The following is a 22,257-nucleotide window of genomic DNA, read 5'->3' as shown; positions in this document are numbered from 1 at the left end:
TTATTCACATCTAACACGTCATTAGTCCTTTTACTGTATCGATACGCCATCATCTGTTATAGGGTCATTAAACTCGGGCGACTATGGTAACACTGCGTTTTTCATACGCTTTTTAACGATGCTCTGTTTGTTACGTAATCGTCTATCGCCTTGATTGTCTTCGTAATATTTTGGGTTGGTCAACATAGAAATAAGCAAAGCTGACTCATCACGGTTGAGGTTGGCAGCCGACTTATCAAAATAATGATGCGCTGCCGCGTCGATACCATAAATACCATTACCAAACTCTGCCACATTGAGATACGCAGCCAAGATACGCTGCTTGTCCCATAGCGTCTCAATCATCACGGTAATTATAGCTTCTTCGCCTTTACGCGCGTACGAGCGATGCGAGGTCAAAAATAAGTTTTTTGCGAGCTGCTGAGTAATCGTTGAGCCGCCAGCAGACGCCTTACCTGTCTCTTCATTTTTCTTACGTGCAGCTTTAATACCTTTGAAATCAAAACCACTATGTTGGCTGAACGTCGAGTCCTCACTTACTATCGCCGCTTGTTTGGCAGATTTTGCAATGGCATCATAATTAGCCCACGTCTGAGTGACCGTGCCACCCGTTAGGCGATGCGACAACATAAACATACTGTTATTGATCGGCTGCGTTTTCCAAATTAACAGCAGTCCAGCGACTAGCACGTGAAATGCCACGACTAACAGTATCAATACCAATAATAGTCGTTTGAGAAATTTGCCAAAACTTGCCATGCGCGATATCCAAATGTTAAAAAAGGTAATAAGATGAAGTAATAAGTCAGTAATGAAAAGCAGCAGGTCATCTTACCTAATCTCACAATCGCTGTCATTATTTACCCTACTTCTTTATCATGTCATAACAGTGAAACACTATGTTAATTTTTGACTAAAATTCTAAGACAAGCTTTTTGTGACAAGTATTAAAACAAGAGAACAACTATGTACGATGATAATAATATAAAAGAACTACGAGCACGGATCATTGAAAAGTCCCCTAGCCTTAATGCCTATCAGGATAAATGGTGGTTGCTAGGCACGTCTGGCTGTCATCTATGTGATGTCGCCGCGCAACTGCTGACACAGTTTCAAGCAGTACAGCCCGTTACCTATCATGATGTCGATATCGCTGATTTTGATGAATCCCTGATGATGGAATTTGCCACCACGATTCCTGTTATCTTGACGCCGTCAAAGCGATTAAATTATCCGTTTTCGGTACTGGACTTACAGCAACTACTCAGTCAATAATATTAAAACAGTCATAAAAACCAGATAGTGGGAACGCCATGAAAGATCTAAAGCCTATTTTAAAAAAGATTACTGAAATCGAAGACTTGCGCCGAATCGCCGAACGCAAAGTACCACGTATGTTTTATGATTATGTCGATTCAGGCTCATGGACCGAAACCACTTATCGTAGTAATGAAACCGACTTTGACCGTATCAAGTTACGCCAGCGGGTCTTGGTCGATATGGACAACCGCAGTCTGGCCACACAAATGATTGGCGAATCCGTCAAGATGCCAGTCGCCATTGCTCCAACAGGGTTTACCGGTATGATGTGGGCAGACGGTGAAATTAAGGCCGCACAGGCTGCTGAAAAATTCGGCGTGCCCTTCTCACTCTCAACCATGAGTATCTGCTCAATCGAGGACGTCGCTGAAAACACCAGTGCGCCGTTTTGGTTTCAGTTATATGTAATGCGCGATCAAGACTACGTCGCTAATCTGATTCAGCGGGCGAAAGATGCTAACTGCTCAGCACTGATTCTGACTGCTGATTTACAAGTACTTGGACAACGTCATAAAGATATTAAAAACGGTTTGTCCGCACCGCCTAGACCAACTTTTGCCAATATCGTCAATCTCATGACCAAACCGCAATGGTGTAAAAATATGCTCGGCACCAAACGTCACAGCTTTGGCAATATCGTTGGTCATGCAAAAGGCGTAGACGATCTGTCCTCACTAACCGCTTGGACAGAAGAGCAGTTTGATCCGCGGCTGAGCTGGGACGATGTCGCCCGTATCAAAGATGCATGGGGTGGCAAGCTCATTATAAAAGGCATCATGGAACCTGAAGATGCCATCATGGCCGCTCGTAGTGGCGCTGATGCACTGGTCGTCTCCAATCACGGAGGCCGTCAATTGGATGGTGCGCTGTCTTCCATCTCTGCGCTGTCTGACATCGTGCAAGCTGTCCATGCCGAAAATAGCGATATAGAGGTCTGGTTAGACAGTGGCATTCGCTCTGGTCAAGATGTATTAAAGGCTATATCGCTTGGTGCAAAAGGCACAATGATTGGACGAGCATTCTTGTACGGGCTTGGTGCTTATGGTGAAGAGGGCGTACGCCGTGCACTTGAGCTCATCTATAACGAATGTGATATTAGTATGGCGTTCTGTGGTCATACCGATATCAATAACGTCACAGATGATATCTTGGTAAAAGGCACTTATGAAAACCTCAAAATTCCTAATTATTAGAAACACCATCTTTATCACTAAAACTGTCAGTCATTCACTTGCCAAGCTTTAAAACGCGCTGGCAGGTTGATGCATAACATTATCTGACCATACCCTTTATACTCTACTCACAACCTTTCATTAATAGTTAGCTTTTATGACCATTCAACAGTTATTCAAAACAGCGCCCGTCACCACGTTATTGTTAGTCAGCTTTATTGGCTTATTTATTGTGCAAGTGCTGACAGGCGTCGATGCCAATAATCCCTCCACTGAGGCCTTGCTAAAATGGGGCGCGAATGCGTTGCCTTACACCATGCAAGAACAACCATGGCGGCTGGTGAGCAGTGCATTTTTGCATATTGGCTTGATGCATTTGTTGTTTAATGGCTTTGCCATGTATTTCTTTGGGCAAGTTGCCGAGCCGATGTTTGGTTCAGCCAAGTTTTTGGCATTGTTTTTATTGTCCGCAATCGGTGGCAATTTACTCAATAGTTATGTGACATGGCAGAGTCTTTTGGATGGTACGGGACAGCCTGGACTGTCGGCTGGTGCCTCTGGTGGTATTATGGGTATTGGCGCGGCATTATTAATCGCTGCACTGTTTAAAATATCAGTGAATGGCATGGTGCTCAATCTCAAAAGCTTGATATTTATCATGGGCATTAACTTGGTTTATGGTTTTGCCGTACCGGGTATAGATAACGCGGGTCATATCGGTGGTGCTATTACCGGACTAATCATCGCACTGTCTTTCGCGATTGCTTACCGTCAGCGTTTGGCTGTTACGCTACAAAACGCGGCTATCTATCAAAACCAAAATTTACACCGTTATCAAACGACCTACATCAATCAACCGCCTAGCATCGATAGTTACTCAGCTCGTCAGGCTACTGATTTAGATACGACCGATTCACGTAGCGATGATACTTATGCTCAAAGTAATACTGGAACGGATGCAGGGTCAGATATCAACACTGCTCATACCAGCAGCATCCCATCAAAAACACCTATCAAACCCTCGTTTATCTGGCAGTTATTGCCATGGCTAGCGATGTTATTGATCAGTATTGGCTTTGTCTGGTGGTGGCAAGATATTCACTATCAGATACTACAAATATTAAAAGCTATTGAGTAAACGTCCATACTTATCTATCATGGCTCAACGGCTTCTTAGTTTGGTTTTCCCTACTCGCTTATTGCTACCTAATTGTTTTATCTTATGACGACCACTCCTTTACGAGATTCTCTTATGTTTACACTTGCAGCGCTACCTCATATCTCTACGCGTACTATGTTCAATGCGTTAACCGCTACTGCGCTACTCAGTGTGGCTAGCCTGTCTAACGCTGCGATTTTTAATGACAACTTACCGACTGACAAAGATGCTGTACTAAGCGTCGGCGTCAACGTCATGGCGGTCAAATCAGCTTATGATCTGGAAGATGATACCGAGGTAAATGTGTTACCAGGTGCATTTTATGACAATAACAGATTTTATATACGCGGCGCGCAAGCGGGTGTCTACGCGATCAATGATGGTGTCAATCAGTTGTCTGCCTATGCCAAACTCGCTGGTTCTGAGTTTGATCCTGATGATGCCAATGGTGCGCTTCAAGGTCTAGATAAACGCAAATCATCAGCAGAAGCGGGTCTGAGCTATCAGCGTCGTACGTCTGTTGGCGGCATCCGTGCTCAGATAGGGACTGATGTGTTAGATCGTAGTGGCGGCAACACGGCTCGCTTGACGTATCTTGCTAGAATCACTAAAGGCAAGCTGACGGTCTATCCGAGCATTGGTTTTGAGTATCATGATGCTGACTACAATGAATACTATTATGGCGTCAGTGATGAAGAATCAGCGGAAACAGGCGTTGACGCTTATAAATCTAATTCGAGTGTGAACCCGTATATTAATATTAGTGCCAACTATGACTTCAATGATCGTTGGGCAGGGTTTGCCAATCAAAGCGTGAGCTATGTCCCAAATGAGCAGTACGATAGTCCAATGGTCGACTCACGTACTGAAGCGGCGACAACGCTTGGTTTGCTTTATAAGTTCTAGTTAGGGTTAGATATTTGATTTGATGTGAAAAAGCTGAGCATTTTGCTCGGCTTTTTTTGGTTTAAGTCGAGCTGTTATAAACTCAAACGCTCTGCTGGCTTTTTTATCGTACTTTATTTAAGTTTTGCTCTAAATAGAAGCGCCAAACCGTACTTATGAATAATAATATGTATGAGCCAATCCAACACCCGAATCCCCAAACTTTCAGTTCGATTTCTGAATCATGAATTCCTTTATCGCCTGTTGCTACTATGGTTGTGATAAAAAAAGTAGATAACCCAAGCATAAAAGTAAAAGCGGCAAGGTTAATCGGGTTTTTATGGCGAAACGTCAGGTATATAGCTAGCAAAAAAGTGAGGTTACTATAAGCTTGGAATACTAAACCGACCCAACCAAATAGAATACCCATTACTAAAGTCTCATAACCAAAATAGGTTTCACCATCGTAATGTAGCGCAGGTAAACATAGAGATAGTAGCCACACGTACAGAGCTATTTTAGACAGTGTTGGAGGGTTGGGACAAGTATGATCAAGGCTCATGAGTTATCCTTACCTATTCTACTGGAGCAATGGTTGTTTGATCTAATAGCTCCTAATATACCTATCTAACACTCCTTACTTTGCGTAAAAGCTATGTTTTTGTCGCATCCTCTTCATCAAAAATTCATAAGCATAAAAAAACCTTGTCGCGTGATGTGGTAAGGTCTTTTTTTATAATACTTTATTTTTGACAATCGTCATGGTATTAGTCCTTAGTGATATTGGAAGTAGAGTTAGTGGTATTAGAGAAGCGGATGGTATTGCCAAAATCACCTAAATAGTTGTAAATATAAATCTCGCGTCCTATCAGTAAAGGAAATTCTATATATTTTACGGGATGGCAGTCTCGTCGATGTGCTTCCATATAATCAATAAACCCCTTATATGTCTTCCCTTCCCAGTTTTGATTTCGACGAAAACTTCTCGCAAAGATTGAAATATGTTTATCTTTATAGCCATCTATAGATACAGTCAAAATCTTCATATTTATTTTTTTATCAATAAACGTACTTTCATAATACATACATCCTTGTTTGAAGTTACTTGGGTCCTCCGCTAACTTGTCGGCTATCAAGCGATATCCCCAAATTTTCATAAACAAACCCAGATAAATTAAAAAAAATATTATATAGATGCCAACTTGTTGAGATTTGGTGTATTGCTTTATATAGTTACGTAGATTTACTATCATTTTATATTCGCTTAAAAATATGTTGCTGTAATTCGTACACTATATTCACTGGCATCTTGTCTAGTAGACCTCTTGCAAAAGTACCGTTTCACTGACTTCCCCCAATATACTTTTAGAGGGTAGCGATTACTTATGCAAGGTCTTTTTTTTAATACTCTATTTTTAACAATCGTCATAGTATCAGTCTTTGGTGATATTGGAGGGACTCATGGTGTCACCAAAATCACCTAAATAATTGTAGATATAAATCTCGCGTCCTATCAATAAAGGGAATTCTATGTATTCTACAGGGTGGCAGTCTCGTCGATGTGCTTCTGCATAATCAATAAACCTCTTATACGTTTTCCCTTTCCAGTTTTTATTACTAGGAAAGCTATTCGCAAAAATATGAATGTGTTCACTTTTATAGCCATCTATAGATACAGTCAAAATCTTCATATTTATTTTTTTATCTATAAACGTACTTTCATAATACATACATCCTTGTTTGAAATTACTTGGATCTTCCGCTAACTTATCAGCTATCATATTAAATCCCCAAATTTTCATAAACAAACCCAGATAAATTAAAAAAATATTATATAGATGCCAACTTGTTGAGATTTGGTGTATTGCTTTATATAGTCACGCAGATTTACTATCATTTTATATTCGCTCAAAAATATGTCATCGTAACTTGTATATTATATTCACTGTTGTCTTGTCTAGTTTATTAAATATAAAAGGGGTCTAATATAGCTCTAACTGCAGTGGTATCCTACTGGTTTAGATGAATAAAGAACACAGCCAAATCAGAAAGCAAAAAAAGACCTTGCCACATAGCGTGACAAGGTCTTTTTTATTTCTAACTTCTCAATGGAATCTAAGCATTACTTTTTAAATACGCTAACATAGTGTCTGCATCTGATACTTCAAATGGGTCTATTGGGCAGTTGTCGCCAAAATCAGCTTCCTTAAACACTTTTTTAACTTCTTTATTGTCGACAACCATCGAATAACGCCATGAGCGCATACCAAAGCCAACATTACTCTTATCAACAAGCATGCCCATTTTACGAGTGAACTCACCATTACCATCAGGAAGTAAGAAAACGTTTTCACGGTTTTGCTTTAGACCCCATTGGTACATGACGAACGCATCATTGACAGAAATACAAACTATTTCATCTATGCCTAATGCCTTAAACTCATTATAGAGCGCTTCATAACGGGGGAGATGGCTGGTTGAACAAGTTGGCGTAAACGCACCTGGTAGAGAAAACACAACCACTTTTTTATTGGCAAATAACTCATCTGTGGTTAGATCATACCATGTGAATGGGTTGTCTCCTCCAATAGAGTCATCACGAACACGAGTTTTAAAAGTCATATCAGGTACATGGGTAATCATTGTTTACTCCGATTTAGGTTATTGTCTTTTTTATTTCTAAATTCTCAGTCGAACAAATATGACGCTGCTACCAGAAAAACGAATGCAAATGGTACTTATCGTACATTAAGCAATGTCTGACGCCGTAGCAGGTCACTACTTGATCTACTGCTTGGTCTACTGCTTACTTAGGGTTCACCATATCAGTAGGAATTACCCACTCATCAAACTGAGCTTCAGTTAATAGCTCTAGCTCAACCGCAACTTGCTTCAACGTTTTGTTTTCTTTATAAGCAGTTTTAGCGATTTTCGCAGCATTCTCATAACCTACATGACGGTTCAATGCAGTCACTAGCATCAATGAGTTGTGCAAGAAGTCATCGATTTTATCTTTTACTGGCTCAATACCAACGGCACAGTTTTCATTGAAGCTGTTGCAGCCATCACCCAATAGTTTGATAGATTGCAATAAGTTAAACGCGATAACTGGCTTATACACGTTTAGCTCAAAGTTACCTGATGCGCCAGCCATGCTGATCGTCACATCGTTACCCATGACTTGAGCAACAACCATCGTCAATGCTTCTGACTGAGTTGGGTTTACTTTACCCGGCATGATAGAAGAGCCTGGCTCGTTCTCAGGAATCGTCAATTCACCTAGACCACAACGAGGACCAGATGCCAACCAACGTACATCGTTAGCGATTTTGTTCAAGCTAGCTGCTAGCGTTTTTAGTGCGCCTGACGCAAACACTTCTGCATCACGAGCCGCTAGTGCTTCAAATTTGTTCGGTGAGGTAACGAATGGCAAGCCAGTCAAAGTCGCTAGTTGCTCAGCTGATTTTACTGCATAATCAGGATGGGCGTTTAGACCCGTACCAACTGCAGTACCACCTAATGGCAATTCATATAGACCTTGCAACGCATTATCAATACGTACCAATGAGTGATCAAGTTGGCTAACATAGCCGCTGAACTCTTGACCTAACGTCAAAGGCGTGGCGTCTTGTAAATGCGTACGACCGATTTTTACGATGCTATCGAATTCTTTGGCTTTTGCAGCTAGCGTATCACGCAATGCTTTTACCGCAGGGATCAATAAGCTATTGATCTGACGAGCAGCCGCCACACGAATCGCCGTTGGGAAGCTGTCGTTGGTAGACTGTGCATGGTTTACATGGTCATTTGGGTGAATTGGCGTGTAGCTGCCGCGCTCAGAACCAGCGATTTCATTGGCACGGTTGGCCAATACTTCATTCATGTTCATGTTTGACTGCGTACCAGAACCCGTCTGCCATACAACCAATGGGAACTGATCCGTTAGACCACCGTTGATGATTTCGTCAGCGGCTTGCACGATGAGATCACGCTTGTCATCTTCGATACGCTCTAGGCTTGCATTAGTAATCGCAGCGGCTTTTTTGACCAGTGCCATTGCTTCAATCATCGGACGTGGCAAAGTCTCGCCACCGATTTTAAAGTTCTCACGGCTACGCTGAGTTTGCGCACCCCAATAAGCGTCAGCTGGGACTTCCACGTTGCCCATGGTGTCTTTTTCGGTACGAGTTGCCTGATTCTGTGTCGACATAACTACCCTCTTTGATGGTTTGTTGTTTTATGACTGCTTCGTAAAAAATGCAACAGCTGCTGCACATAAAGGAGAATACGATATAAAGTGGCGTTATGATAGCATGACTAGGGCGTGTTGAATATTCACAAATAGCCTTGAGCAATGTCTAAAAGCACCAGTCACCATCAACTCAATAAATTATCGGATAGTATAACTATGCATCCTGAACCAAAAAACGTAGCGGCGGAGGATTCGGCAGTTAGCAATCCGCCCAGACGGCACTTTACTCGCCAGCGCCGCCAGTTAAGCGACGGCACGCGGAGACAATTTGCTCAGTCTGCAAGCTTGCATCTATCTAAGCTACAGCAGCGCTTGCCAACGAATGCACGTATTGGACTATATTACGATGGCTTTGGTGAACTGCCTACTCAGCCAATATTGGACTGGTGTCAACGCTTAGGCTATTTTCCTTACTTACCAGTCGTCGGCTCACTTGGCCGTACTAGCAATGGATTTGAAGATAAACATCTACGTTTCGTACCTATTTATCATTCAAAACTACTCAACATACCGACACGTATACATCGATTAGGTATGAAGCAAAACCATCATCGCCGTCTACTTTGGGCGCGCGAATTGGATGTTATTATCTGTCCGCTAGTAGCGGTCGACCTAAACGGCAACCGTATGGGCATGGGTGGTGGGTTCTATGATACGACGCTTGGCAAAAGCTATCGGTCGGGCGCTAAAAAGCCATTAAAAATTGGCTGGTGTTATGACTTTCAAGTGGTTGAGCAATTAGCGCGGCAGCCTTGGGATGTGCCATTAGATGGCTTAATTACGCCAAGCAGCATAAGGTGGTTTTGATGAAAAATGATAAACAAGCGATGCATGCTAACTCTAGCGCTGATAATGTGGATGAGTATTTGCAGACATTAGGCAATGAGGACGCTAGAGAGCTGCGTTACTACAGTCAAGAACAACCCTTTAGCTCTGAGGAGATGACAAGGCTAGTCAATGAAGAGCGTCTAAATAAACTGATGGCCCAAAGCGATGAATTTTTGAGTAGTTTGAACGGTGAGATTAAAGATTTTGATGATTAGGTATGACACATGAGCACAAAAAAAATTTCTATGAGGACAGTCGCTAGCTACTTTAAAGCTCAGAAACTACGAATATTTTTCGCTATTTTATGGGCTTTGTTTGTCGGTCTTATTATTACTTCAGGCTTTGAGCCAAACCCTCATGCGCTACAGATGCTTGATGCTCCTGAGCCGCATTCATATGATATAGAGCTCGTCGTCATATTGGTGGTTGCGATGCTTTTTCATTTAAGCTTTCTCGTTACTATCGATGTATACATGCGTAGCCAGTGGAAGTTTTTTACCATGCTGATTATTACCACATTATTTTTACTTTGCTTCGGTATGGTGGCAATGCATGCACCGCCGTCACTAGGCTTTATGGTTTTTGGACTTTCTTATCTTTTCTACTGTTTTCGGTTATTTGCTTTTGTCAGGCTTGCTCATTCTTTTTACGTTGTGTATTCCGTAGAACCTAGGAATGAAGATAGGAAATTTCATACCTAATTAAAAATACAAGTTACCCTACAACATCACAATCCAACCAAGTATCAATAATGAAATGCTTTAACGGATAAATACTTATTTTTATATCAAACTATTGTTTATAAATTACCTATAAACTATAATTATTGGAAATAATTATCATTACCAAGTAGGCGTCATCCGTCATGAAGAGCAAAACAAAAAAAGAATTTATATCACCAGCTTCACTCAAGGTTATTTTTTACCTTTGGGTAATATCATTTCTGCTAACGCCTGTTGCTTATATATATGACTATAGTGGTTTTGAGCTTGCCGAACTTAAAAGCTTTGGCTTCACTCTAGCTGGAGTCTATACTTTCGCACTCATAACTTATGTGGAAATACAACGGACAAAACAGCGCAACGACAAACCATTCTCACGTATTCTTATTCACATATCCTACGTTTTCTCAGGGATACTCATGTTTTTGTTTGGTCTATCATTCCTAGACTATAGGCATGGTAATTTAGCGCTAGATCATGTCTACGATCCAGTTTTTCAGCTAGCTTTCTGCTACTTTCTACTTAAAACCATAACAGAAATGAAGAGCGGTTTAGTTTATAAAGAGTCGCCTGTGCTTTCATAGTAACGCTTACCTCTGTATCTCTTATTAAAATAAAACAAGACTTATTTCTAAGTCTTGTTTTATTTTATCTGCTGTTATTTAAAGGCCGTACTCTGTACGTTTACAACACCATCGCGGCTATCCAACCAAATATCAATAACGGAATATTATAGTGAATAAAGGTTGGCACCACACTGTCTTTGATATGGTCATGCTGTCCATCGATGTTTAGACCAGACGTTGGCCCAAGAGTCGAGTCTGACGCAGGAGAACCTGCATCGCCCAACGCGCCAGCCGTACCGATAATCGCAACGGTTGCCAACGGCGAGAACCCTAACGAGATACATAGTGGTACGTAAATCGCGGCCAGAATCGGAATCGTCGAGAATGACGAGCCAATACCCATGGTCACAATGAGACCAACCAATAGCATAATAAATGCCGCGATTGCTTTATTACCCGCAAACATTGACGCCGCACCATCGACCAATGGCTGAATCTGCTCAGTTACTTTCATGACTTCCGCAAACCCTTGCGCCGTAATCATAATAAAGCCAATCATCGCCATCAACTTGATACCGTCATTAAAGACCGAATCGGCTTCACGCCACTTGACCACGCCAGTGGCCATAAAGACACCAAAACCAAACATCGAACCTAGTAATAGCGAATCGGTATAAAGCTGTACGACAAAAGCAGTCACAATCGCTGCCAGTGCAACCAGCGTCTTTAGCTTGCTTTGCGACTGTGCATCAGCCGCCGTTTTGCTCAACGCATCACCCTCTACGACCGCATCATGTGCCTCTTTATCTATGGCAACTTGTTGATACGCGCGTGGCTTACGATAACTGATAAAGACAGCAATCAGCAAACCAATAAACATGCCTAAGGCTGGTATCGCCATCGCTTTAGTGACAGAGATATCACTAACATCAATGCCCGCCTCGCCCACGTTTTTGAGCATGATTTGATTGAGGTAGATATCACCAAAACCATATGGGATAAACATATAGGTGGTGACCAGACCAAAGGTAATCAAACAAGCAATCAGACGTCTGTCAATGTGCATGCGATTGAATGCTAGTAACAGTGGCGGTACCAATAAAGGAATAAAGGCGATATGAATAGGGATTAAGTTTTGGCTAAAGCAGCTCATGGTAATGAGACCTGCAAACAGCATGTACTTAATCATGCCACTGGTGCCGCCTGCATCAATGCGCTTGATGACAGATCCTGCCAGTGATTGCGGCAATCCCGAATGAGCAATGGCGACCGCAAACGCCCCAAGTAACGCATATGACAGTGCAATCTCTGCACCATTGCGGATACCTTCTTGAAACGCCTCTAAAGTCTCAGTAATACCGAGACCTGCTATTAGTCCACCAGCCAGCGCACCAATTAATAAACTGAGCACCACGTGCACTCGCGCAAGTGACAGCCCCAACATGATGATGACTGCCAGCAGTACCGCATTGATTGCCATGTGTTGCCTCGTATTCTATTTGCTTTGGTTCAATGTAAACTTATTGATATCTCATAATTTATGGATATCGCCGTCGTCTCAAAAATGCTTTTTCTCGAATGTGTCTCTAAAGCGTTCTACTCTAAAACACACCGTTTAAGACGCGCGACAGTTTACCTTATTTTGCCTATAAAACCTATGCGAAGAACCCAATAGATATTTGATAGATGCTATTTATAAGTGTTCTCTAAGCATCTGTTATGACTGCTTTCTATGACTCTTGTATGGCTACTTCCGATATACTGACTCTCACCAGTGACGCATTAAGCTCATAACCATATGACGCTCTGTATTCAGTTAGATATAAATATTTTGCAAAGTTAAGCAGGTGAGTTTGAGTACAAGCCTTGCAATTTTATCTGTGAGCACCATTTATCTAAACATGAACCACGAACTTGACTTTACAAGTCTGGTGAACGAGGAAAAATATATGAGTGAACATAAAATAGCCCAAGACAATATCGATATAGATATCGACGTTTCATCTACTGTTGCTGATGATAACCAGCCAGACACCTTGTCTAGTCATGCGTCAGAAAGCGAGTTAGAGACAGCGTCTGACAGTATCGAAGATATTACACAAGACGAAGATACTGCCAAAGACGACGATAGCGAAGACAGTACTAGTGAAGACGACAATGCTAAAGACAGCGTTGAAGACGATACATACTTACCTTTATTGGCATTGAGAGATGTGGTCGTCTATCCACATATGCAAATTGCCTTGTTCGTAGGCCGTGCGCCATCGGTCAAAGCCGTTGAGCTGGCACAGGCTGAGTACGGTAATAAAGTACTGGTCGTGGCGCAAAAAGACTCGCTGACCGAAGACATTGATCAAGACAACTTATATCAATACGGTACGGTATGCCGCATCGTCAGCACCATGCCGCATGACAGCGATGAAAATTGCATCAAGGTATTAATCGAAGGTCAGTATCGTGCGCGCGTTGACAACATAGAAGACCACGACACGTTATTGATGGCGAGATTTGAGCGTGCTGACCTCGATGTCAGTATGGATGAGAGTCAGCAAAAGAACACCATTCAAGCGCTGACTACATTGTTTGAAAGCTATGCTGATGCACGTCTGCGTAATGCCCGTGAGCTAACGCGCGTGGCCAAACGCATCGATGACCTACTTGAGTTGGTCTACTTCATCTCAACTCGTGTGTCGATGGATCTTGATATCAAACAGTCGTTCTTAGAAAAAGACGATATCAAAACGCATATAAATACCTTAACTGAATACTTGGTCAAACAAAGTGCTGAGCAAAATATCGAGCAAGATATCCAAGAAGCTGTCCGTCAGCAAATGGAAGAGAATCAGCGCGAGTACTTCTTAAACGAAAAAATGAAAGCCATCAAAAATGAGCTGTCAGATATGAATGACGGCGCATTCGATGGTGATGATGATGTCGCTGAGCTTGAGCAGCGCTTAGAAGATGCTGACTTGCCAGAAGATGTCCGCAAAAAAGCGGAGCAAGAGTTTAAGAAGCTCAAGATGATGCCACCTGCATCGAGTGAATCGTCAGTCGTACGCAACTATATTGAATGGATTTTGGACACGCCGTGGAATGCGACGACCAAAGTATCTATCAATTTAGACAAAGCCAAAACCGTATTAGACGAAGATCATTATGGCCTGCAAGATGTAAAAGACCGCATCTTAGAATATCTCGCCGTGCAATCACGTGTGAAAAAACTTCGTGGCCCGATTCTATGTCTCGTCGGTCCTCCTGGTGTTGGTAAAACCTCATTGGGTGAGTCGATTGCACGTGCCACGGGTCGTAAGTTTGTGCGTATGGCGCTTGGCGGCGTGCGTGATGAAGCGGAAATTCGTGGTCATCGCCGTACCTATATCGGTGCGATGCCAGGTAAAATCGTTCAGTCACTGGCCAAAGTCGAAGTCAAAAACCCGCTATTCTTATTGGATGAAATCGATAAGATGGCGCAAGATTTCCGCGGTGATCCAGCATCAGCATTGCTTGAAGTGTTAGATCCCTCACAGAACGATACGTTTAACGACCATTATTTGGATATGGACTTAGACTTGTCGCAAGTGATGTTTATCTGTACGGCAAACAGCATGGATATTCCAGCGGCACTTCTTGATCGGATGGAAGTTATTCGTCTGCCAGGTTATACCGAAGAAGAAAAAGTAAATATCGCACAGAAGTATCTGGTGCCAAAAGCGATTAAGAATAATGGTCTCAAAGAGGGTGAGATTGAGATTGTCGAAGCGGCGCTGCACAGCATCGTTCGCAGTTACACGCGTGAAGCAGGTGTGCGTAACCTTGAGCGCGAAGTGAATAAAATCTGTCGCAAAGTCGTTCGCGGTTCAGTTGAGACACATGGCGCTCGTGCTCCTAAAAAAGCAGAACGTCAGCTAATCGTGGTCGATGACAAAAACATCGATGATTATCTTGGTGTCCATCAATATGACTATGGTCTGGCTGAAGAAGAGCCTGAGATTGGTCGTATTACTGGTTTGGCATGGACGCAAGTCGGTGGTGAGCTACTCACTATCGAAGCAGTCGCCATGAAAGGTAAAGGCGAGCTTAGCTTTACGGGTTCGCTCGGCGATGTCATGAAAGAGTCGATTCGCGCGGCTATGAGTGTGGTTCGTGCTCGCGGTGAAAGCTTAGGCATTGACTATGAGACATTTAAAACAACAGACGTCCATGTGCATATGCCTGAAGGCGCCACGCCGAAAGATGGCCCATCAGCTGGTGGTGCACTGACGACAGCACTAGTATCTGCCTTGACAGGCATCGCCATTCGTCCAGATATTGCAATGACAGGTGAGATTACCTTACGTGGTAAAATCCTACGTATCGGCGGTCTGAAAGAAAAACTACTTGCAGCACATCGCGGTGGTATCAAGCACGTATTGATTCCAGCGACCAATGAGCGTGATTTGGCGGATATCCCTGATAACGTGAAAGAAGGCTTAACCATTCAGCCAGTCGCAACGATTGAAGAGATATTAAAGGTTGCTTTGGTGAGCATGCCAGTTCCAATCAAGCCTGCTAAAGTAACGGTCGATAAAACTAAAGGTAAAGCATTGCACAGTTAATAAGTGTTCTGTTATTAGCTCAATCTGACAGATTCTAAAAAGCCGCTCATCATATGATGGGCGGCTTTTTTATGTATGTTCATTATTTATTCTTGGAACATTCAATTATTATTCAATAATGTACTGCTTATATATCTAAATTCGTTTAATCTCAAAAAATATTTAGCTAAGTCTGTTTTTCAAACCCATACGATACTTACATTTATTAACTGATTGTTGCGCATTTGATGAATAACTATAGGGTTACCTTGGCTATACTAACTCCGATGTTAACGAATATTGATACGAGTCTTAATAGAACAATAACCATAGATATTCGAAATTTAATGACGACTAAAAATAATGACTAAAACAATTGGAGAAAATAATGAATAAAATGATGCTTGCAAGTACTCTATTATGTGGTTCAGCTTTAGCGATGACTGGTTGCCAAACAGTAGAGGGCCAAATGCAAACAGGTAACCCTTTGAGCCAACCTACTTTAAAATCAACCATACACACTGTAAGTGGTGATAAAAAAGAAGTTGGTCAAGTATTCTTACGCCCAGTTGATGACGGCGTACAAGTATACGGTAAGCTGATGAACCTAAAGCCAGGTCAGACAGTGGCGCTACATATCCATGAAACAGGCAGCTGTGCCGATATGGGTAAAGCGGCAGGTGGTCATTTCAATCCGGACAACAAGCCACACTCTAACCCAGACGATATGAATGGTCATGCTGGCGACCTACCTAACCTAACCGCCAATGAAAATGGCGTTGCGACCATCAACTATATAAATAAGAAAATATCTGCTAATGAAGCGGGTAAATATAGTGTTAATCGTCTAGCCTTTATCGTTCATGGTGGCACCGATGACTATACCAGTCAGCCAGCGGGTAACGCAGGTGACCGCGTCGCTTGCGGTATCATCGAAAAGAATTAATAGTGTCTGAGCTTGGCTATTATTGATATCAAAAAAACCCTCTTAGAATCTAAGAGGGTTTTTTTATTATCGATAGAAAAACATTTATTCTTCTACCCACTCGCCTTTACGCCAGTACACACCCCAACGGGTGGCTTTGCCGTTTTTCTCAGAGCCGATATACTGCTCTTTTTTCTTACGTGACCAACGTAGAATCGTTGCGTTACCCTCAGGATCTTCGTCTGGGCCTTCGAATAGATACTGGAACTTATCTTCCATCTTATCTTTGATTTCTCTTAGTTCAGCGAGCTTAGGTGCACGTGTCTCCCTTACTTTCGGGAACTTAGACGCTGCTAAGAACATTCCAGCCGCGCCTTCACGCAAGATGAAATAGTCTTCATGCTTGACCGATTTCAGCTCTGGTAAGTGAATCGGATCCATACGCGGTGGTGCTGCTTCACCTGTTTTTAGTACTTTACGCGTATTGTCACATTTCTGACAAGCGAAGTAAGGACCAAAACGTCCCGTCTTCAGCTCCATCTGTCCATCACATTTATTACAATCGATGGTAGGGGCATCTGAACCCGGTACTTCGAACTTGCCTTCTTCTAGAATATAGCCGTCGCAATCAGGGTTGTTACCGCAGATGTGCAGCTTGAGACCACCATCCACGATATAGCCGTTCATCGCTGTGCCACATTTCGGACAGCGTTTTTTCTCCATCAAATCTTTGACTTCGGCCGCTTCGTCTTCTTCACCTTCGGCATCATCGAGATTGGCGAAAGCTTCGACTGGCATTAAGTTTTTAGTGCCTTTACAGCGCTCTTTCGGTGGTAAATTATAACCAGTACAGCCTAAAAATACACCTGTAGAGCCAGTACGCAGCTGCATTGGACGGTCACAAATATCGCAATGGACGTCTGGTACGTCGGTCGGATCATTTGGACGCATGCCGTCTTTTTCTTTAGCACGATCCAGAGTCGTTTTGAACTCGCCGTAGAAATTATCAAGTACGTCTTTCCAGTCTTGCTCACCTTCTGCCACGTGATCAAGCTTGTCTTCTAATGCGGCCGTAAACGTATAATCCATCAAATCTGGAAAACTTGCTGTCAGTCTGTCAGTAACGATATCGCCCATTTTTTCGGCGAATAAACGCTTATTCTCAAGCTTCACATAACCGCGATCTTGAATGGTCGAGATGATAGAAGCATACGTCGATGGACGACCGATACCTTTTTTCTCAAGCTCTTTGACGAGACTGGCTTCGGTGAAACGAGGTGCAGGCTTGGTAAAGTGCTGACTCGGATCTAGCTTATCTAGCGTTAGCTTATCGCCTTTTTTGACATCAGGTAATAGCGTGTCATCGGTCTTGGCTGGTGGCAATACTTTGGTATAGCCGTCAAACACCATGGTACGACCACGGGCTTTTAGCTCAACATCATCAGCACCAACAAACAAGTTCACTGACAGGTATTTTGCTGGTAGCATCTGGCAAGCCACAAACTGACGCCAAATCAGCTCATATAGGCGTATTGCATCACGCTCAACCCCTTTAAGCTGAATAGACTTCATATTGACGTTAGAAGGTCGAACGGCCTCATGCGCCTCTTGTGCGCCTTGTTTATTACCATAAAAGTTTGGCTTTTCTGGCACATACTTTGCGCCATAGCTGTCTTCGATATAACCACGTACCGCCGCTAGTGCATCACCAGACAAAAAGGTCGAATCGGTACGCATATAGGTGATATGACCAGCTTCATATAAGCGCTGCGCCAAAATCATGGTTTTCTTAACTGAAAATCCTAATCGCGTACTGGCGGCTTGTTGCAATGTTGAGGTGATAAATGGTGCACTAGGACGTGACTGTGTTGGTTTTTCTTCACGTTCTTTAACGATAAAGTCATTTGCATTAAGGATAGCTAATACTTTATCAGTCTGCTCTTTATTCACCAGCTTAAGCGTCTTGCCACCTTGCTTGGTCGCTTCTAGGCGTATACCAATTTGCTCAGCGTCTTTTTTACTATTGGCAATATGCGTGTCTGCATGAATCTGCCAGTACTCTTCTGGAATAAAAGCGCGAATCTCATGCTCACGCTCAACTACCAAACGCATGGCGACTGACTGTACACGACCTGCTGACAGACCGCGCGCAATTTTTTGCCACAATAGTGGCGATACCATAAAACCAACCACACGATCCAGAAAGCGCCGTGCCTGTTGAGCATTGACGCGGTCAATATCAAGCTTGGATGGTTGTTTGAAGGCATTTTGGATAGCAGATTTGGTAATCTCGTTAAAGACCACACGCTCATACTTACTATCAGCACCGCCAATGACTTCTTTTAGATGCCAAGCGATTGCTTCCCCTTCTCTATCCATATCCGTTGCGAGATAGATTTTGTCAGCGTCTTTGGCTAGCGCTTTTAGCTCTTTGATGACTTTGGTTTTGTTTGGCAATACTTCATAGACTGCTGCCCAATCGTGCTCTGGGTCTACGCCCATGCGCCTTACTAGGGCTTGCTGGGTTTTTTCTTCTTTGCTTAGGCTCTCATCTTTTTTGGTCGTTGCTGCTTTTTTGGCGCTCTTGCTCGCACCAACTGGTAAATCACGAACGTGACCAATACTTGAGCGTACAATAAAGTCATCACCAAGGTATTTATTAATAGTTTTCGCCTTGGCTGGTGATTCTACGATCACCAAAGACTTACCCTTTGGGCTGTCAGCAGTAGTTGCTGTACTTTTTTTGGCTGCGGTTTTTGCCATATTTTACGACACCATAATATAAGTAAATTAAAAGTAAGAATAAATTCAGCGGCATGGCAATTTATAATAATTGGTTATAATAGCTCAGCGAATTATTGTATTGAGGCGCATTAAACATTCGACCATGGCGCTGATAGTTACTCATAAAAACAGTTATAAAACAAACAATAACCATAATATAAAGATATAGTTATAAAGACGTTACACTGCTAAGCGCTAAACTGTCAACTGAAAATGACTGGGAGTCTATCAAAAGCGCTTGCATATTGGTTATTAATGGAGATTAAAAAATCATTTACTACCCTGCTTAAGTTTTCTGTACTTCTATAGCCCATTTTTCCAAATTTTCTTTTAACGCTAGCAGGTCTTTTTCAATCAATGAGTGATGATAAGCAGGATTGCTTAATGGACGTACATAAGCGATATCTTCCCAATAAATAATAATGCTATTGGCTTTGGTCCATAAGCCTTTTATAAACGGCTCAATACTGACTGGCAAATCGAGTGGTACTTTATCCAAGCTAAAATTGGTTTTTTTGACCGTGGTATCCGCATGACCATAATTGGAACGAATGGCACTTGGAATAGTGAGTTTGGTCGTATCTCTCGTCGTATCGACAAAACTACTATCTGGACGCCACTGACCATCAATCACTTGATAACGTGTATGCGGCAATTGCGTGTCATCTAGCACCAAGCAATATTGACCCATCATGCCACGGCCATACTCGTTGTCTTTGCCTTTAATCCAATCAGGACAAGCAACCAGTTTTGGATTGAGCTGTAACCGACGCGCCGTCATGCGCAGTCTATCCAAGCGCTGATCGATACCGTTCGGTTTGAGCGCCATCATACTCCCTAATACAAATAGTACAATGAGAACGCCAATAAATATGCCCATGATGGTCTGACCTTTTGACTGAATTAAAGTAATACTATATAGATGCTTATAATGAGCACGAACCACGAAAAATCAAGCATGATGAGCTAGCAGCCATTCAACGGTGACTCATTTAAGCCACAGTATCACCACTATATATATTGATATATCAACTACTTAGTAGCACTGAGAGCCAGCCTAATAATAAGATAGAAAAAGTGGTCAGCCGCAAAAAGTGCTATGATAAACCATAATTTTAAATGCGCGCAGGTTTATTATGAATTATCTTATTAAGCGAAACGCATCGACTACCGATATTTCTCACAATTTGATCAATAAAGTCATGAGTAAATCCGGTATCTCTATATCACTGGTCGGTGCTGCATTACTGACCTTATCAGGTTGTGCAACCACTCAAAGCCTCACACCGCAGCAATGCCAAGCCAGTAACTGGCAAGAAGTCGGCTATACAGATGGCAGCCGTGGCCGTTCAGGCGCTTATTTCGGCCACTATGCAGGTAGCTGTGCAAGTATAGGCGGTGCGACACCCAATCGGATACAGTGGGAACAGGGGCGCCAGCAAGGGCTCAAAAATTACTGCACCGAGCTCACGGCTTACAAACTCGGCCGCGAAGGTTATGAGTGGCAAGCGGTCTGTCCACTTGAAGGTATCGAGAAGTTAGAAGAAGCCTACTCACAAGGACGCTACTACTATATCCGCCAGCAAGATTTGGACTATTTACGCTCACCTTATCCTTTCGGATATGGTCACTTTGATCGCAGATATCGCCCACTGGGGCATCGCTGGTAAAAAAGAAAACCTCACTGAGTACTTAATTTGAGGTTTAAGTACTCAGTGAGGTTGGAGAAAAGTTTATTATTTTTATTTTATTATTATACTAGCTACCTATCTTTCTACCTATCTAATGGTTGGCTATCTAACAATCGTCATATGACGATCCCACCATTTATACACTCACCTTATTCATTGACAAAGGCTATCTTGGTCAGCCCTGCTTCGCTGGCAGATGCCAGTACTTGTGCAACCGTATCATATTTGCTTTCTTTATCCGCACGCAGCTGAATAGAAGGGTTTTTGCCTTGCGCACTTTCTTGTTGCAAGCGCTTATCTAGCTCTTCTATCGTGATAGGATCACTGTCCCAAAACACGCCTGCATCCTGATCGATACTGATCTGAATCGCTTCTGGTGGTGGTTCATTGACTTGTGCACTCGTCTCCGGCAGGTTAAGCGGAACAGTCGGATTAAGAACGGTCGCAGTCAACAAAAAGATAATCATCAAAACCAGCATGACATCGATAAGCGGAATGAGGTTCATCTCATTCATGCCTTGGACGTCATCATCACCTAACTGAAATGCCATAATTACTCTCAATATATGCTTACTATGTGTGCTTAGTCAGTAATTGTCTTCACTGTTTATCTCATCGTTACTTATACGATGATAGGAAGCACTGTTACCCGCTAAAGGTAACCGTCGCTATCCCATGATACCGTCTATAACTGCGAAGTAGACACATTACGATACTGTTTATTAGTATTGCTCGTTTGGGTGTCAGCTGAGCTTTTCAATGAAGTTACTTGCTCGGTAGGCTGCGTGCTCGCTACTGCTTTTATATTCGCAGAATCCGCCAGCAAGTCATGCGCTCTATCATTTGCATGATACATTACACGGCGATTGATACGCACAGCGAGGTTATAAAAGACCACTGCTGGAATAGCCACCGCAATACCCAAGCCTGTCATGATAAGAGCCTCACCGACTGGCCCTGCTACTTGACCCAATCCTGCTTGTCCGCTCGTACCGATATTATGCAGCGCATGAAAAATACCCCATACGGTACCAAACAAACCAATAAACGGTGCAATCGCTGCCGTCGTACCAAGGATAGGCAGACCACGCTCACTAGAAAAGCGATAGCGCCCGATATGTTTGAGCAACGCCTGCTCTATCACCAAGCGACGAGTGGGCGCATCTACTTCTCTCAACCCAGTCTGTTTGGCTTGGACTTGATGAGTTAAATCATCGGCAACCGTCGCCGCCAACTTACGGCTTTGTAGTACACGAATGATACCCGTCACCCAAGAGATAAGGGATAAAGCGAATAGTACAAAGAACAAGGTTTTGGTCACCATGTCACTATATTGCCAGTATTGCATAAAGTCCATGTCAGACTCCTTCGTCTTTTGT

General features: G+C 42.8%; 22 protein-coding genes. 11 read left to right on the top strand and 11 right to left on the bottom strand.

Going from position 1 to position 22,257, the window contains the following annotated elements; genetic code table 11:
- Positions 1-81: 81 nt before the first annotated feature.
- A complete protein-coding gene (mtgA, locus tag I6E83_RS10655) occupies positions 82-759 on the bottom strand; it encodes a monofunctional biosynthetic peptidoglycan transglycosylase (RefSeq protein WP_197101804.1) in 678 nt (225 codons plus the stop codon).
- A 207-nt stretch (positions 760-966) separates the two neighbouring features.
- On the opposite strand from mtgA, the gene I6E83_RS10650 reads away from it, so the two are divergent.
- The 4 genes from I6E83_RS10650 (at position 967) to I6E83_RS10635 (ending at position 4,557) form a co-directional block, all read left to right on the top strand.
- Complete coding sequence (locus I6E83_RS10650; protein WP_197101802.1) at positions 967-1,275, top strand: glutaredoxin family protein; 309 nt, start codon at positions 967-969, stop codon at positions 1,273-1,275.
- A 38-nt stretch (positions 1,276-1,313) separates the two neighbouring features.
- A complete protein-coding gene (locus I6E83_RS10645; RefSeq protein WP_197101800.1) occupies positions 1,314-2,513 on the top strand; it encodes an alpha-hydroxy acid oxidase in 1,200 nt (399 codons plus the stop codon).
- Between the two features lie 136 nt (positions 2,514-2,649).
- Complete coding sequence (locus tag I6E83_RS10640; protein ID WP_197101799.1) at positions 2,650-3,630, top strand: rhomboid family intramembrane serine protease; 981 nt, start codon at positions 2,650-2,652, stop codon at positions 3,628-3,630.
- Between the two features lie 114 nt (positions 3,631-3,744).
- On the top strand, positions 3,745-4,557 hold the full coding sequence (locus tag I6E83_RS10635) for a MipA/OmpV family protein (RefSeq protein ID WP_197101798.1): 813 nt from the start codon (positions 3,745-3,747) through the stop codon (positions 4,555-4,557).
- A gap of 103 nt (positions 4,558-4,660) precedes the next feature.
- Here I6E83_RS10635 and I6E83_RS10630 read toward each other — a convergent pair whose 3' ends face one another.
- The 5 genes from I6E83_RS10630 to fumC all read right to left on the bottom strand — a co-directional run bounded on the left by I6E83_RS10630 (position 4,661) and on the right by fumC (position 8,746).
- On the bottom strand, positions 4,661-5,098 hold the full coding sequence (locus tag I6E83_RS10630) for a hypothetical protein (RefSeq protein WP_197101796.1): 438 nt from the start codon (positions 5,096-5,098) through the stop codon (positions 4,661-4,663).
- 205 nt (positions 5,099-5,303) lie between these two features.
- Positions 5,304-5,693 carry a hypothetical protein gene (locus I6E83_RS10625; protein ID WP_227680914.1) on the bottom strand — a complete coding sequence of 130 codons (390 nt, stop codon included), beginning with the start codon at positions 5,691-5,693 and terminating at the stop codon, positions 5,304-5,306.
- Between the two features lie 276 nt (positions 5,694-5,969).
- The gene (locus I6E83_RS10620) at positions 5,970-6,338 is read right to left on the bottom strand and encodes a hypothetical protein (RefSeq protein ID WP_227680913.1); all 369 of its coding nucleotides are present in this window, start codon (positions 6,336-6,338) and stop codon (positions 5,970-5,972) included.
- Positions 6,339-6,651: 313 nt separating this feature from the next.
- Positions 6,652-7,179 carry a peroxiredoxin gene (locus tag I6E83_RS10615; protein ID WP_020444073.1) on the bottom strand — a complete coding sequence of 176 codons (528 nt, stop codon included), beginning with the start codon at positions 7,177-7,179 and terminating at the stop codon, positions 6,652-6,654.
- A gap of 163 nt (positions 7,180-7,342) precedes the next feature.
- Positions 7,343-8,746 (bottom strand): class II fumarate hydratase, encoded by a 1,404-nt coding sequence (gene fumC, locus I6E83_RS10610; RefSeq protein ID WP_197101792.1) that lies wholly within the window; start codon positions 8,744-8,746, stop codon positions 7,343-7,345.
- Positions 8,747-8,944: 198 nt separating this feature from the next.
- On the opposite strand from fumC, the gene I6E83_RS10605 reads away from it, so the two are divergent.
- The 4 genes from I6E83_RS10605 (at position 8,945) to I6E83_RS10590 (ending at position 10,922) form a co-directional block, all read left to right on the top strand.
- Entirely contained in the window at positions 8,945-9,595 is a 651-nt protein-coding gene (locus I6E83_RS10605) for a 5-formyltetrahydrofolate cyclo-ligase (protein ID WP_227680912.1), read from the top strand.
- Entirely contained in the window at positions 9,595-9,831 is a 237-nt protein-coding gene (locus tag I6E83_RS10600; RefSeq protein WP_197101787.1) for a hypothetical protein, read from the top strand. Before I6E83_RS10605 ends, I6E83_RS10600 begins: the two co-directional genes overlap by 1 nt.
- Positions 9,832-9,840: 9 nt before the next feature.
- Complete coding sequence (locus tag I6E83_RS10595; RefSeq protein ID WP_197101785.1) at positions 9,841-10,317, top strand: hypothetical protein; 477 nt, start codon at positions 9,841-9,843, stop codon at positions 10,315-10,317.
- A gap of 164 nt (positions 10,318-10,481) precedes the next feature.
- Entirely contained in the window at positions 10,482-10,922 is a 441-nt protein-coding gene (locus I6E83_RS10590; protein ID WP_197101784.1) for a hypothetical protein, read from the top strand.
- A 100-nt stretch (positions 10,923-11,022) separates the two neighbouring features.
- Here I6E83_RS10590 and I6E83_RS10585 read toward each other — a convergent pair whose 3' ends face one another.
- Complete coding sequence (locus tag I6E83_RS10585; RefSeq protein WP_197101782.1) at positions 11,023-12,384, bottom strand: Na+/H+ antiporter family protein; 1,362 nt, start codon at positions 12,382-12,384, stop codon at positions 11,023-11,025.
- A 469-nt stretch (positions 12,385-12,853) separates the two neighbouring features.
- Here I6E83_RS10585 and lon point away from each other — a divergent pair, with 469 nt between their 5' ends.
- Both lon and I6E83_RS10575 read left to right on the top strand, forming a co-directional pair.
- The gene (gene lon, locus I6E83_RS10580) at positions 12,854-15,499 is read left to right on the top strand and encodes an endopeptidase La (protein WP_227680911.1); all 2,646 of its coding nucleotides are present in this window, start codon (positions 12,854-12,856) and stop codon (positions 15,497-15,499) included.
- A gap of 367 nt (positions 15,500-15,866) precedes the next feature.
- Positions 15,867-16,424 carry a superoxide dismutase family protein gene (locus tag I6E83_RS10575; protein ID WP_110923168.1) on the top strand — a complete coding sequence of 186 codons (558 nt, stop codon included), beginning with the start codon at positions 15,867-15,869 and terminating at the stop codon, positions 16,422-16,424.
- A gap of 84 nt (positions 16,425-16,508) precedes the next feature.
- On the opposite strand, the gene topA is transcribed toward I6E83_RS10575, so the two are convergent.
- Together topA and I6E83_RS10565 are read right to left on the bottom strand one after the other, a co-directional pair.
- Complete coding sequence (gene topA, locus I6E83_RS10570) at positions 16,509-19,166, bottom strand: type I DNA topoisomerase (protein ID WP_110923169.1); 2,658 nt, start codon at positions 19,164-19,166, stop codon at positions 16,509-16,511.
- Between the two features lie 307 nt (positions 19,167-19,473).
- Positions 19,474-20,067 (bottom strand): hypothetical protein, encoded by a 594-nt coding sequence (locus tag I6E83_RS10565; protein ID WP_110923170.1) that lies wholly within the window; start codon positions 20,065-20,067, stop codon positions 19,474-19,476.
- A gap of 256 nt (positions 20,068-20,323) precedes the next feature.
- Here I6E83_RS10565 and I6E83_RS10560 point away from each other — a divergent pair, with 256 nt between their 5' ends.
- Positions 20,324-20,857 (top strand): DUF2799 domain-containing protein, encoded by a 534-nt coding sequence (locus tag I6E83_RS10560; RefSeq protein ID WP_227680910.1) that lies wholly within the window; start codon positions 20,324-20,326, stop codon positions 20,855-20,857.
- Between the two features lie 170 nt (positions 20,858-21,027).
- Here I6E83_RS10560 and I6E83_RS10555 read toward each other — a convergent pair whose 3' ends face one another.
- Both I6E83_RS10555 and I6E83_RS10550 read right to left on the bottom strand, forming a co-directional pair.
- Positions 21,028-21,429 (bottom strand): ExbD/TolR family protein, encoded by a 402-nt coding sequence (locus I6E83_RS10555; RefSeq protein ID WP_110923171.1) that lies wholly within the window; start codon positions 21,427-21,429, stop codon positions 21,028-21,030.
- A 134-nt stretch (positions 21,430-21,563) separates the two neighbouring features.
- Positions 21,564-22,235 carry a MotA/TolQ/ExbB proton channel family protein gene (locus I6E83_RS10550; RefSeq protein WP_197101780.1) on the bottom strand — a complete coding sequence of 224 codons (672 nt, stop codon included), beginning with the start codon at positions 22,233-22,235 and terminating at the stop codon, positions 21,564-21,566.
- Between the last annotated feature and the right edge of the window lie 22 nt (positions 22,236-22,257).

The sequence above is a fragment of the Psychrobacter sp. SZ93C1 genome (assembly GCF_015864635.1).
GTDB classification, from domain to species: Bacteria; Pseudomonadota; Gammaproteobacteria; order Pseudomonadales; family Moraxellaceae; genus Psychrobacter; species Psychrobacter fozii.
This window is presented reverse-complemented; position numbering and strand designations above follow the sequence as displayed.

Excerpts from the sequence above, each read along its gene's own strand:
- mtgA (WP_197101804.1), bottom strand. The coding sequence starts at position 759 with ATGGCAAGTTTTGGCAAATTTCTCAAACGACTATTATTGGTATTGATA.
- I6E83_RS10650 (WP_197101802.1), top strand. The coding sequence starts at position 967 with ATGTACGATGATAATAATATAAAAGAACTACGAGCACGGATCATTGAA.
- I6E83_RS10645 (WP_197101800.1), top strand. The coding sequence starts at position 1,314 with ATGAAAGATCTAAAGCCTATTTTAAAAAAGATTACTGAAATCGAAGAC.
- I6E83_RS10640 (WP_197101799.1), top strand. The coding sequence starts at position 2,650 with ATGACCATTCAACAGTTATTCAAAACAGCGCCCGTCACCACGTTATTG.
- I6E83_RS10635 (WP_197101798.1), top strand. The coding sequence starts at position 3,745 with ATGTTTACACTTGCAGCGCTACCTCATATCTCTACGCGTACTATGTTC.
- I6E83_RS10630 (WP_197101796.1), bottom strand. The coding sequence starts at position 5,098 with ATGAGCCTTGATCATACTTGTCCCAACCCTCCAACACTGTCTAAAATA.
- I6E83_RS10625 (WP_227680914.1), bottom strand. The coding sequence starts at position 5,693 with ATGAAAATTTGGGGATATCGCTTGATAGCCGACAAGTTAGCGGAGGAC.
- I6E83_RS10620 (WP_227680913.1), bottom strand. The coding sequence starts at position 6,338 with ATGAAAATTTGGGGATTTAATATGATAGCTGATAAGTTAGCGGAAGAT.
- I6E83_RS10615 (WP_020444073.1), bottom strand. The coding sequence starts at position 7,179 with ATGATTACCCATGTACCTGATATGACTTTTAAAACTCGTGTTCGTGAT.
- fumC (WP_197101792.1), bottom strand. The coding sequence starts at position 8,746 with ATGTCGACACAGAATCAGGCAACTCGTACCGAAAAAGACACCATGGGC.
- I6E83_RS10605 (WP_227680912.1), top strand. The coding sequence starts at position 8,945 with ATGCATCCTGAACCAAAAAACGTAGCGGCGGAGGATTCGGCAGTTAGC.
- I6E83_RS10600 (WP_197101787.1), top strand. The coding sequence starts at position 9,595 with ATGAAAAATGATAAACAAGCGATGCATGCTAACTCTAGCGCTGATAAT.
- I6E83_RS10595 (WP_197101785.1), top strand. The coding sequence starts at position 9,841 with ATGAGCACAAAAAAAATTTCTATGAGGACAGTCGCTAGCTACTTTAAA.
- I6E83_RS10590 (WP_197101784.1), top strand. The coding sequence starts at position 10,482 with ATGAAGAGCAAAACAAAAAAAGAATTTATATCACCAGCTTCACTCAAG.
- I6E83_RS10585 (WP_197101782.1), bottom strand. The coding sequence starts at position 12,384 with ATGGCAATCAATGCGGTACTGCTGGCAGTCATCATCATGTTGGGGCTG.
- lon (WP_227680911.1), top strand. The coding sequence starts at position 12,854 with ATGAGTGAACATAAAATAGCCCAAGACAATATCGATATAGATATCGAC.
- I6E83_RS10575 (WP_110923168.1), top strand. The coding sequence starts at position 15,867 with ATGAATAAAATGATGCTTGCAAGTACTCTATTATGTGGTTCAGCTTTA.
- topA (WP_110923169.1), bottom strand. The coding sequence starts at position 19,166 with ATGGCAAAAACCGCAGCCAAAAAAAGTACAGCAACTACTGCTGACAGC.
- I6E83_RS10565 (WP_110923170.1), bottom strand. The coding sequence starts at position 20,067 with ATGGGCATATTTATTGGCGTTCTCATTGTACTATTTGTATTAGGGAGT.
- I6E83_RS10560 (WP_227680910.1), top strand. The coding sequence starts at position 20,324 with ATGAATTATCTTATTAAGCGAAACGCATCGACTACCGATATTTCTCAC.
- I6E83_RS10555 (WP_110923171.1), bottom strand. The coding sequence starts at position 21,429 with ATGGCATTTCAGTTAGGTGATGATGACGTCCAAGGCATGAATGAGATG.
- I6E83_RS10550 (WP_197101780.1), bottom strand. The coding sequence starts at position 22,235 with ATGGACTTTATGCAATACTGGCAATATAGTGACATGGTGACCAAAACC.